At 53.7% G+C, this 11,035-nt stretch carries 10 protein-coding genes and 1 tRNA gene; 2 read left to right on the top strand and 9 right to left on the bottom strand.

The window, feature by feature from the left end:
* Positions 1-356: 356 nt before the first annotated feature.
* From ACOTX7_RS20325 to proB, 3 genes are all read right to left on the bottom strand, one after another.
* Positions 357-432 (bottom strand) — tRNA-Thr (locus ACOTX7_RS20325).
* Between the two features lie 111 nt (positions 433-543).
* The gene (gene proA / locus ACOTX7_RS20320) at positions 544-1,797 is read right to left on the bottom strand and encodes a glutamate-5-semialdehyde dehydrogenase (RefSeq protein WP_221256957.1); all 1,254 of its coding nucleotides are present in this window, start codon (positions 1,795-1,797) and stop codon (positions 544-546) included.
* An 11-nt stretch (positions 1,798-1,808) separates the two neighbouring features.
* The gene (gene proB / locus ACOTX7_RS20315; protein ID WP_006809995.1) at positions 1,809-2,912 is read right to left on the bottom strand and encodes a glutamate 5-kinase; all 1,104 of its coding nucleotides are present in this window, start codon (positions 2,910-2,912) and stop codon (positions 1,809-1,811) included.
* Positions 2,913-3,217: 305 nt separating this feature from the next.
* Between proB and phoE the strand changes: the two genes are divergently transcribed.
* A complete protein-coding gene (phoE, locus tag ACOTX7_RS20310) occupies positions 3,218-4,270 on the top strand; it encodes a phosphoporin PhoE (RefSeq protein ID WP_221256956.1) in 1,053 nt (350 codons plus the stop codon).
* 130 nt (positions 4,271-4,400) lie between these two features.
* Here phoE and crl read toward each other — a convergent pair whose 3' ends face one another.
* The 3 genes from crl to gpt all read right to left on the bottom strand — a co-directional run bounded on the left by crl (position 4,401) and on the right by gpt (position 6,666).
* Positions 4,401-4,802: a sigma factor-binding protein Crl gene (gene crl / locus ACOTX7_RS20305; RefSeq protein WP_006809999.1), complete on the bottom strand. Its 402-nt coding sequence runs from the start codon at positions 4,800-4,802 to the stop codon at positions 4,401-4,403.
* A gap of 56 nt (positions 4,803-4,858) precedes the next feature.
* Positions 4,859-6,103, bottom strand: a complete 1,245-nt coding sequence (frsA, locus tag ACOTX7_RS20300) for an esterase FrsA (RefSeq protein ID WP_221256955.1) — start codon at positions 6,101-6,103, stop codon at positions 4,859-4,861.
* Between the two features lie 104 nt (positions 6,104-6,207).
* Positions 6,208-6,666, bottom strand: a complete 459-nt coding sequence (gene gpt, locus ACOTX7_RS20295; RefSeq protein WP_003863205.1) for a xanthine phosphoribosyltransferase — start codon at positions 6,664-6,666, stop codon at positions 6,208-6,210.
* 261 nt (positions 6,667-6,927) lie between these two features.
* Between gpt and pepD the strand changes: the two genes are divergently transcribed.
* Positions 6,928-8,385: a cytosol nonspecific dipeptidase gene (gene pepD, locus ACOTX7_RS20290; protein WP_221813647.1), complete on the top strand. Its 1,458-nt coding sequence runs from the start codon at positions 6,928-6,930 to the stop codon at positions 8,383-8,385.
* Between the two features lie 55 nt (positions 8,386-8,440).
* On the opposite strand, the gene dinB is transcribed toward pepD, so the two are convergent.
* From dinB to nqrF, 3 genes are all read right to left on the bottom strand, one after another.
* Positions 8,441-9,499: a DNA polymerase IV gene (dinB, locus tag ACOTX7_RS20285; RefSeq protein ID WP_205922954.1), complete on the bottom strand. Its 1,059-nt coding sequence runs from the start codon at positions 9,497-9,499 to the stop codon at positions 8,441-8,443.
* Between the two features lie 107 nt (positions 9,500-9,606).
* Positions 9,607-9,807, bottom strand: a complete 201-nt coding sequence (gene nqrM / locus ACOTX7_RS20280) for a (Na+)-NQR maturation NqrM (RefSeq protein WP_003863212.1) — start codon at positions 9,805-9,807, stop codon at positions 9,607-9,609.
* A gap of 2 nt (positions 9,808-9,809) precedes the next feature.
* Complete coding sequence (gene nqrF, locus ACOTX7_RS20275) at positions 9,810-11,033, bottom strand: NADH:ubiquinone reductase (Na(+)-transporting) subunit F (RefSeq protein WP_006810003.1); 1,224 nt, start codon at positions 11,031-11,033, stop codon at positions 9,810-9,812.
* Positions 11,034-11,035: the final 2 nt, after the last annotated feature.

The following is an 11,035-nucleotide window of genomic DNA, read 5'->3' as shown; positions in this document are numbered from 1 at the left end:
GCCAACTTGTCGTCAAAATCGGTGTTGCAAAAACGGGAGTGACCATAGATTCCGTTTTCCAAGCGGACCCCGTGTAGGTTGTTGTAATAACATCCTTTAGACCAAACTGTGCTGGCAGTGAACTGGACTGACAGCATCCGTAACCAGAAGCTATCAAAGTAGTAATATTGCTCAAAAGACAAGATAGGCGGGAGCTACAAGGTAACACATGCTGTTAGCATCCCCTTGCATTGAGCCACACACAATCTCACTGTACCTGCCACAATTTTGCCACACTCACAACGCGCAAAAATGCACATTCGTGTTAAGAAAAGCAAAACAACGCAACAGTAACTAGATGATTTTATTAGAAAAGATGGTGCCGATAATAGGAGTCGAACCTACGACCTTCGCATTACGAATGCGCTGCTCTACCAACTGAGCTATATCGGCCCTGAGAGACCGGTTACGAGCGTAACCACGGGGCAAAAGAGTAGATCTAACCGGGTGATGCGTCAATGCCCTTTTGAATCAAACGGCTATTTTTGCATCACCCGCGATCATTTACGCACGAATGGTATCATCACCGAAGCCGATCCACTTGTAGGTGGTCAGCGCTTCCAGCCCCATCGGACCACGGGCGTGCAGCTTCTGTGTGCTCACCGCCACCTCGGCGCCCAGACCAAACTGGCCGCCATCGGTGAAGCGCGTCGAGGCATTGACGTAAACCGCAGACGAATCCACTTCATTCACAAAACGATCGGCATTGCGCAAGGTGTGCGTCAGGATCGCATCAGAATGCTGGGTTCCGTGTTCACGAATATGCGCAATGGCGTCATCGAGATCCGCAACTACCTTCACGTTCAGATCCAGCGACAAATACTCATCGTCGTACTGCTCCGCGTTAACCGGAACGACCTTCGCCGGACCGTCTTTCAGCAGCGCGAGAGCCTTGTCGTCCGCATGCAGCGTGACGCCGCTTTCCGCCATCTGCTTGCTCAGCGCTGGCAGGAATGTACTGGCGATGCCCTGATGCACCAGCAGCGTTTCTACCGTATTACAGGTGCTTGGGCGCTGGGTTTTAGCGTTGACGATAATCTTCAGCGCAGGTTCGATCTCCGCGGTGTCATCCACCACGATGTGGCATACGCCAATCCCGCCGGTAATGACCGGAATGGTGGATTGCTCACGGCACAGCTTGTGCAAACCCGCGCCGCCGCGTGGTATCAGCATGTCGATGTATTTGTCCATGCGCAGCATCTCGTTGACCAGCGCACGGTCGGGACTTTCAATCGTCTGCACGGCTCCCGCCGGTAAACCACACTCTTCCAGCGCCTGCTGAATGACGTTTACCGTCGCGGCATTGGTGCGCCAGGTCTCTTTCCCGCCACGTAAAATAGCGGCGTTACCGGTTTTCAGGCACAGGGAGGCGACATCCACCGTCACGTTTGGACGCGCTTCGTAAATCACCCCAATGACGCCGAGCGGCACGCGACGACGCTCAAGGCGTAACCCGCTGTCGAGCACCCCACCGTCAATCACCTGCCCTACCGGGTCGGCGAGGTTGCACACCTGACGAACGTCGTCGGCGATACCTTTCAGACGCGCCGGGGTCAGCGCCAGACGGTCGAGCATCGCTTCGCTCAAGCCGTTGCGACGCGCTTCCAGCAGATCCTGCTCGTTGGCGAGCAAAATTTCCTGTGACTGCGATTCCAGATAATCAGCGATTTTTTCCAGCACGCGATTTTTCTCGCGGCTGGAAAGGAGCGCCAGTTTATAAGAGGCGGCTTTCGCGGCTGCGCCCATTTGTTCCAGCATGTTCTGGCTCCTTAACGAATAATCATGTCGTCGCGATGCACGGCAACCGGGCCATATTCATAGCCCAGGATGGCGTCGATCTGCTGGGAATGGTGGCCAGCAATCCGACGCAGCGCGTCGCTGTTATAACGACTTACGCCATGAGCGATGTCGCGACCTTCAAGGTTACGGATTCGGATCACTTCACCACGCGAGAAGTTGCCTGTCACGCTTTTAATTCCTTTTGGAAGCAATGAGCTTCCTCTTTCCAGAATAGCGGCGGTCGCGCCTTCATCCACGGTCAGTTCGCCAGCCGGGGGCGCGCCAAAGATCCAGCGTTTACGGTTTTCCAGCGGGGATTCCTGGGCGTGGAAGCGCGTGCCCACAGAGAGGCCCTCCATCACATCACCTATCACGCCCGGACGGCTGCCCGCGGCTATGATAGTGTCGATACCGGCCCGGCACGCCACGTCCGCGGCCTGTAGCTTGGTGCCCATACCACCTGTCCCCAGACCAGAGACGCTGTCACCCGCGATGGCGCGCAGCGCATCATCAATGCCGTGAACGTCTTTGATCAGTTCAGCCTGTGGATTGGAACGCGGATCAGCGGTAAACAGCCCCTGCTGATCGGTCAGAAGCAGCAGCTTATCGGCCCCTGCCAGAATCGCCGCCAGCGCAGAGAGGTTATCGTTATCGCCCACTTTGATTTCAGCGGTGGCAACTGCGTCGTTTTCGTTAATGACCGGAACGATATTGTTATCAAGCAGCGCGCGCAGCGTATCGCGGGCGTTCAGGAAACGTTCTCTGTCTTCCATATCCGCGCGCGTCAGCAGCATCTGCCCGACATGAATGCCGTAGATGGAGAACAGTTGCTCCCAGAGCTGGATGAGTCGGCTTTGTCCCACGGCGGCCAGCAGCTGTTTGGAGGCGATCGTCGCGGGGAGTTCGGGGTAGCCCAGGTGTTCACGCCCGGCGGCAATCGCCCCGGAGGTCACAATTACAATACGATGCCCAGCGGCATGCAACTGAGCGCACTGACGTACAAGCTCAACAATATGGGCACGATTCAGGCGGCGCGATCCGCCCGTTAACACACTGGTACCGAGTTTTACCACCAGCGTCTGGCTGTCACTCATGATTCTCTGCCGTTCAACAATAAGGGAAAATGATGTCAGTCAGACGTTTTAGCAGGTGTCAGCCCCGTTGCCAACTGCCTTAGTACCTGACTCGTCACTTTGTTGCGCGGGATCAGGAAGCGTAGCGGCAGATTTTGACAATTTTATTACTGAAAAATTAAAACATACTTTTTTAGACATATTCTTACTTTGTCATAAAACTTTCACCCACGAACGATAAAACCCTTCCTGTTTTTCACGGGGTAATAAGCCGAATCTTATTACTCAGCGAATATTAGCGCGTTTTTATAAAATCAGGATTGAAAATGAAAAAGAGCACTCTGGCATTAGTGGTAATGGGCGTAGTTGCTTCAGCATCGGTTCACGCAGCAGAAGTTTATAATAAAAACGGTAATAAACTGGATGTGTACGGCAAAGTAAAAGCAATGCACTATCTCAGTGATGATGATGCTAAGGATGGTGACCAGACTTACGTTCGTTTCGGCTTTAAGGGTGAAACACAGATTAACGATCAGCTGACGGGCTACGGACGTTGGGAAGCTGAATTTGCAGGTAACAAAGCTGAAAGCGATTCTTCTCAAAAAACACGTCTGGCATTTGCTGGTCTGAAACTGAAAGACTTCGGCTCTCTGGATTATGGCCGTAACCTGGGCGCGCTGTATGACGTCGCCGCCTGGACCGATATGTTCCCTGAGTTCGGCGGTGACGGCCTGGCACAGACCGATAACTTTATGACGAAACGCGCTTCCGGTCTGGCCACATACCGTAATACCGATTTCTTTGGCCTGGTTGACGGCCTGAACATGACCCTGCAATACCAGGGCAAAAATGAAAACCGCGACGTGAAGAAGCAAAACGGTGACGGCTTCGGTACCTCCCTGAGCTATGACTTCGGCGGCAGCGATTTTTCTGTGATTGGTGCGTATGCCAGCTCCGATCGCACTAACGATCAAAACCTTCAGGCACGCGGCGAAGGTAAAAAAGCAGAAGGCTGGGCAACCGGTTTGAAATATGATGCCAACGATATTTATCTGGCAACTATCTATTCCGAAACCCGCAATATGGCCCCTATTTCCGGCGGCTTTGCAAATAAAGCGCAAAACTTCGAAGTTGTCGCGCAATATCAATTTGACTTTGGTCTGCGTCCATCGGTGGGTTACGTGCAGTCTAAAGGCAAAGATATCGAAGGTATCGGCGATGAAGATATCGTGAAATACATCGACGTAGGTGCGACATATTATTTCAACAAAAATATGTCTGCATTTGTTGATTATAAAATCAACCAGATCGATGACGATAATAAACTGGGCGTAAGCAGCGATGATATCGTTGCGCTGGGCTTGACCTATCAGTTCTGATGCTGTGGTAATAAAAAAACCGGCCCGGCCGGTTTTTTTGTGCCCGGTGACGCTGCGCTTACCGGGCCTACAGGACAGTACATTTTGCAGGCCGGGTAAGGCGTAGCCGCCACCCGGCGCAGTGACATCATCAGGCCCTTAACTTCACCGCTTCGCTGGAAAAATCGTCCGCAGGTTCCAGCTTCAGATCCAGCGTTGCCAGCAGGTCACGTGCTTTGCCGTGAAATTCTTTTAGCGTATGCTCCAGACGATCAATCACTTCCTGATCTTTGATGCTCGTCGCCTGCCAGTGCCCGTCTTTATTAAACAGGCCAAACTGATAGCTATAGGTAAAACGGTTTTCCTGTGCTTCCATTTCCATCCACCAGCCCCAGAACTCGCGTTTTTCGGGTGCAGGCTTCACGTTGACGCAAACAGCCAGGCAGTCGAAAAAAAAGCGATTCTCTTCACACTGCTCTTCTCGAATATACGGGCCAAGAGCCATGAACTTCTTAATCAGTCTACTTTTCGGGTGTCCACTCGGTAACGTCATTGCGATCTCCTTTTGTGAAGCACTGTTTTACCAAACCAACGAAATTTAGCAAACTATTAACACAATCTCTTCGTGATCCAGCGTGTAATCTCTTTAAGCGCTTTGTCAAAATTCTGGTACACGGGGCTGAACGGCACTTCAAGCAGTTTACCCTCCGCAGATGACGACGTGATTAAACGCGACTCCTCTTCCGGGCTAAACGGATCGTTCTTCCAGAAACCGGACATCATCGGGGTTGGGCAACGGCGGCCGAGTAAGCCCTGCGTCTTTAATGAATAACGATTAAGTTCAATGCGCAACGCGTCGTCTGAAGCATCATGCATGCCAAGTCGACTCGCCAACACGTCGAGATACATCTCAGGAACGCTCCCCTGACGCGCAGGATCGCTTAACAGAGCATGTACCACCGGGCCAAGACAGGCGACGGCCTTCAGGCGGGAAGATTCAAGGTAGGCCAGCCGTACCGCGACGTTAGCGCCAAAGCGGAAGCCAAACGCGCCTACCCGGGTGTGGTCAACCCAGGGGATATTCTCCAGCGCTTTTAATGCATGCTGGTGCAGCAGGCTGGAGTCTTGCGTAAGTTTCCATTTGGATGAAAAACCAATTGAAGGCATATCGAGCGTCAGCATGGCGATCCCTTTTGGGGCAAAGTAGCGCTCATACAGGCTGTAATAGTCGATTTGTAACGAGTCCAGCCCACCGCACATCAGAACTGTCGGGAACGGGCCTTCCCCCTCCGGCATGTGCAGGAATCCGGTCACCGGGCTGCCGCCGGGAATGGCGAACTCAATTTCACGCATCCGACCAGGCAGTCGCTGGGCGGCCTCCTCATAAGCCCGGTTTGCCAGCGCCTGCGCCTGCTCCGCCAGTTCGTCGCCTTTTAGATGCGGATAAGCAGCGATGCTGTACAGGTTTGCCGCATGCAGCCAGTGCTTGCCGCTGCGCGTAGCATCTTCTTCCTGGCTCGCTTTTTGCTGCCAAAGCATGGCCTGCTTTGACCATTCGTAGATCCAGTTTCCGCCACGGTAGCCCACCACCGTATCGTAGAGATCGCTGTCGGTGCGCTCAGACTCGCTCATTACGATACGCGCCTGCACGTCGAGGATTTCACACGGATCGATGCCGCGCCAGATCCACATCAGGCGGTTAATCATTCGATACCAGTGGGGCACGTTTTTACCATCTAACGCTGACTGAACAGCAGGCATTGTCCCCGGATTAAACCGACGCACCAGCGTCGACGTTTCAGGGTGCTTGAAACGGGGTTTGAAGAGAGTTTCGGTGAGATTCGCCTGCGTCATTGCGTTGCCTCCATGGATACGTCATATGAAGACCATTGTAACGCGTGGCAGGCTAAAAAGAACAACGCCCGGCATAACCGGGCGTGTAAAGTTACGTACTGAAATTAACGGCCAGAAATAGGCGGTACGAAGACCACGCCCATATCCCATGGCTGTTCAATCCAAGTATCCTGCGGGATATCAATCACGTAATCATCAACCAGTGGGCGACCCGCAGGTTTCGCGAAGATAGTGACAAAGTGCGCTTTTGGATACATTTCGCGGATAGCGACCGCGGTACCGCCGGTGTCCACCAGATCGTCGATAACGATAAAGCCTTCACCGTCGCCTTCGGCGCGCTTCAGCACTTTCAGTTCACGCTGGTTATCGTGGTCATAGCTGGAGATACATACGGTATCGACATGACGAATACCCAGCTCACGTGCCAGCAGCGCCCCCGGTACCAGACCGCCACGGCTGACGGCAATAATGCCTTTCCACTGCTCGGAAGGCATCAGACGCGCAGCCAGTTTGCGTGCGTGAATCTGCAACATGTCCCAGGTGACGACGTATTTTTCGCTCATGTGAAGTGTCCCAGCCTGTTTATATACGGCTTAAAAAGTGTTCGAGGGGGAAATAGGTTGCGCGAGATTATAGAGATCTGACGCACTAAAAACCAGTGTTACGCGCCATGAGCCTGAGTTTTTACATGCTTAATGCTACCAGCCACGGGAGAAAGTGGTATTCTCAGTTGCATCTCGCAAGCCCGTCTTGTGGTAACGATTAACCTGCTAACCCTGTGACCTGCAACATTGTTTTGCAGCGCAACGACAAGGAGACCTATCGTGTCTGAACTGTCTCAATTATCTCCACAGCCGCTGTGGGATATTTTTGCCAAAATCTGCTCTATTCCGCACCCTTCCTATCACGAAGAACAACTTGCCGAACATATTATGGGTTGGGCGAAGGAAAAAGGTCTGCACGCTGAGCGCGACCAGGTTGGCAACATTCTGATCCGCAAACCTGCCACCGCAGGTATGGAAAACCGCAAGCCAGTGGTATTGCAGGCGCACCTGGACATGGTTCCGCAGAAAAACAACGACACCGTTCACGACTTCACGAAAGACCCGATTCAGCCGTACATCGACGGTGAGTGGGTAAAGGCGCGCGGCACAACGCTTGGCGCTGATAACGGCATTGGTATGGCTTCCGCGCTGGCCGTGCTGGCTGACGACAGCGTTGAACATGGTCCGCTGGAAGTGCTGCTGACCATGACTGAAGAAGCGGGCATGGATGGGGCGTTTGGTCTCCAGGCGAACTGGCTGCAAGCAGACATTCTGATCAACACCGACTCCGAAGAAGAAGGTGAGATCTACATGGGCTGCGCGGGCGGGATCGATTTCATCTCAACCCTGCCGCTGTCCCGCGAAGCGATCCCTGCGGGGTTCGAGACCTTTAAGCTGACGCTGAAAGGGCTGAAAGGCGGTCACTCCGGCGGTGATATTCACCTGGGCCTGGGCAACGCCAACAAACTGCTGGCACGTTTCCTGGCGGGCCATGCCGCTGAACTGGATCTGCGCCTGGTGGACTTCAACGGCGGTACGCTGCGTAACGCGATCCCTCGCGAAGCCTTCGCGACCGTGGCGGTGCCTGCGGCGAAAGCGGATGAACTGAAAAGACTCGCCAGCGTGTATCTGGATATCCTGAAAAACGAACTGTCAGCCAAAGAGAAAAACCTGACTGTCGTGCTGGAGTCCGTAACAACGGATAAAGCCGCGCTGACCACACAGTCTCGTGACTCGTTTGTTCAACTGCTGAACGCAACGCCAAACGGCGTGATCCGCAATTCAGATGTCGCAAAAGGCGTGGTGGAAACCTCCCTGAACGTGGGCGTGGTGACCATGGGCGACGACAGCGCAGAGATCATCTGCCTGATCCGCTCCCTGATCGACAGCGGTAAGGAGTACGTTGTGAGCATGCTGGAATCTCTGGGTACCCTGGCGGGCGCGAAAACGTCTGCAAAAGGTAGCTACCCGGGCTGGCAGCCGGATGCAAGTTCTCCGGTCATGGCACTGGTGCGTGAAACTTATCAGCGACTGTTCAACAGCACCCCGAACATTCAGGTTATTCACGCGGGTCTGGAGTGTGGTCTGTTCAAGAAACCGTATCCGGATATGGACATGGTCTCCATCGGGCCGACCATCACCGGTCCACACTCTCCGGATGAGCAGGTTCACATTGAAAGCGTCGGTCATTACTGGACGCTGCTGACTGAATTGCTGAAAGCAATCCCTGCGAAGTAATTCCTCGTCTGTTGCCCGGTGTCGCTACGCTCACCGGGCCTACGAGTAGCGTAATCTAAAGTCCCAGAACCAACTGACGCTCTAGCTGCGGATCCAGCAATGTAACGTGCAGCCCCACCAGCCGGACGCCTCGCCCACCCCGCCGCTCTTCCCACGCCTTTTTCGCCGTCGCGATAAGATCCTCTTTGTTCAGACGCGGCCAGACATGCTCCTGCGTCGTCTGCTGAAAATCATTAAATTTCAGTTTGATGCCTTGTCGGGCAATGAGCAGATCCGGTTTGACCTTCAGCAAACGTCGTTCAAGCTCAGGATAGAGCTGTTCCGTAATGATGGTTTCACACTCGGTCCAGTCATGAATATCTTCGCTGAGCGTGCGTTCAACCCCGACCGATTTACGCAGCCGTTCGTTGTTAACATCACGATCGTCAATACCCTGACTGCGTTCCCACAATACGCGGCCAAACTTGCCAAAACGCTTAAGCAGCAGCGCCAGATCGCTGCGCTGAACGTCTTCGCAGGTGCGTAACCCCATACTTTCCAGCTTCGCGGCGGAGACTTTACCCACACCGGGAATTTTACTGAGCGGCAGCGTTTTTAAAAACGCCGGAACCTCTTCCGGGGTGATGACGTACTGGCCGTTGGGCTTATTTAAATCGGAGGCGATTTTGGCAAGAAACTTTACCGGCGCAACGCCTGCCGATGCCGTGAGATTAAGCTCGTTAAAAATAGTCTGGCGGATCTCCTGTGCCATCAGGGTGGCGGAGCCGTGGCAGTGCACGCTGTGGGTGACATCCAGATAGGCTTCATCCAGCGATAACGGTTCAATCAGGGAGGTGTAGCGGGAGAAGATCTCCCGAATGTGGCTCGACGCTTCTTTGTAGGCATCAAAACGTCCGGGCAGAAGAGTGAGATGCGGGCACAGTTTCAGCGCCATCGCGGTCGGCATGGCGCTGCGTACGCCAAATTTGCGTGCAGGGTAGTTGGCGGTGCTGATCACACCGCGCTGAACGCGGCTGCCGCCAATGGCGATGGGAATATCCCGCAGCGCCGGGTTGTCACGCATCTCCACTGCGGCAAAAAAGCAGTCCATATCGACATGGATTATTTTGCGCATAGTAAGCCCTCACTCTTTACTGGATAAGTATACAGTAAAGAAATGAGGGTTGAGAAGTGTGCGTGGGAATTGTCGGGTAGCGGCTTTGCCTTACCCGACCAGGAAGACTAAATAATGCGTTGCTGCTCGCGAGCCATCCGCTTTTTCCGTGCATCGCACGGCTCAGGGCAGTCACATACCTTTTCCATACCGATGGAAGAGATGCCTCCGCAGCTGCCCTGAATGCTTTTACGCTTGATGATCCAGCCTAAAGACATACCGAAGATCACCAGCACAAACACCGCAAAAGTCGCCAGAAAGGTCAGCATAATCAGCCTCCGAAATCATCGAGCATGATGTTCTCATCTTCCACCCCAAGATCTTTGAGCATCTTGATCACGGCGGCGTTCATCATTGGCGGACCGCACATATAAAACTCGCAGTCTTCCGGTGCCGGATGCTGTTTCAGGTAGTTTTCATACAGCACGTTGTGGATGAAGCCCGTATAACCTGTCCAGTTATCTTCCGGCTGCGGATCGGATAGCGCCACGTGGAAGGTAAAGTTAGGGTTATCACGCGCCAGTTGTTCAAACTCATCGTCGTAGAACATTTCACGCAGTGAACGCGCCCCATACCAGAAGCTGATCTTACGCTTGCTGCCGAGTCGTTTGAGCTGGTCAAAGATATGCGAACGCATCGGCGCCATACCCGCACCACCGCCGATAAAGACCATTTCCGCGTCGGTATCTTTGGCAAAGAACTCACCGAACGGGCCAGAAATCGTCACTTTGTCGCCAGGCTTGAGGGACCAGATATACGACGACATCACGCCAGGCGGTGCATCAGGCACATTCGGCGGCGGCGTAGCGATACGCACGTTGAGCATAATAATGCCCTTCTCTTCCGGGTAGTTCGCCATGGAATAGGCGCGAAGCGCTGGCTCTTTTACCTCGGAAACAAAGCGGAAGAGGTTAAATTTATCCCAGTCTGCCCGGTACTCTTCAGGTACATCGAAGTCGGCATACGCTACAGTGTGTGCCGGACAATCAATCTGAATATACCCGCCCGCGCGGAACGGGACGCTCTCCCCTTCAGGGACACGCAGCTTGAGCTCTTTAATGAACGTGGCTTTGTTATCGTTAGAGATAACTTCGCACTCCCATTTTTTCACGCCGAAGATCTCCTCCGGCAGCTCAATCTTCATGTTCTGGCGCACGGCGACCTGACACGCCAGACGGCATCCCTCTTTCGCTTCACGCTTCGTGATATGCGACAGTTCCGTTGGCAGAATATCACCGCCACCCTCTTTAACCTTCACACGGCACTGTCCACAGGAGCCACCGCCGCCACAGGCAGACGAGACAAATATCCCGTTGCCGGAGAGGGTGTTGAGCAGCTTATCCCCTGCCGGGGTACGGATCTGGTTCTGTGGATCATCATTGATATCAATGATCACATCCCCGGAATTGACCAGCTTCGCACGCGCCGCCAGGATCAGCCCTGACAGCACCAGTACTATCAGCGTGAACATCACCACGCCAAGAATAATTTCCATCT

This window comes from Enterobacter cloacae complex sp. IR5418 (genome assembly GCF_049238105.1).
GTDB lineage: Bacteria > Pseudomonadota > Gammaproteobacteria > Enterobacterales > Enterobacteriaceae > Enterobacter > Enterobacter hormaechei.
This window is presented reverse-complemented; position numbering and strand designations above follow the sequence as displayed.

Excerpts from the sequence above, each read along its gene's own strand:
- proA (WP_221256957.1), bottom strand. The coding sequence starts at position 1,797 with ATGCTGGAACAAATGGGCGCAGCCGCGAAAGCCGCCTCTTATAAACTG.
- proB (WP_006809995.1), bottom strand. The coding sequence starts at position 2,912 with ATGAGTGACAGCCAGACGCTGGTGGTAAAACTCGGTACCAGTGTGTTA.
- phoE (WP_221256956.1), top strand. The coding sequence starts at position 3,218 with ATGAAAAAGAGCACTCTGGCATTAGTGGTAATGGGCGTAGTTGCTTCA.
- crl (WP_006809999.1), bottom strand. The coding sequence starts at position 4,802 with ATGACGTTACCGAGTGGACACCCGAAAAGTAGACTGATTAAGAAGTTC.
- frsA (WP_221256955.1), bottom strand. The coding sequence starts at position 6,103 with ATGACGCAGGCGAATCTCACCGAAACTCTCTTCAAACCCCGTTTCAAG.
- gpt (WP_003863205.1), bottom strand. The coding sequence starts at position 6,666 with ATGAGCGAAAAATACGTCGTCACCTGGGACATGTTGCAGATTCACGCA.
- dinB (WP_205922954.1), bottom strand. The coding sequence starts at position 9,499 with ATGCGCAAAATAATCCATGTCGATATGGACTGCTTTTTTGCCGCAGTG.
- nqrM (WP_003863212.1), bottom strand. The coding sequence starts at position 9,807 with ATGCTGACCTTTCTGGCGACTTTTGCGGTGTTTGTGCTGGTGATCTTC.
- nqrF (WP_006810003.1), bottom strand. The coding sequence starts at position 11,033 with ATGGAAATTATTCTTGGCGTGGTGATGTTCACGCTGATAGTACTGGTG.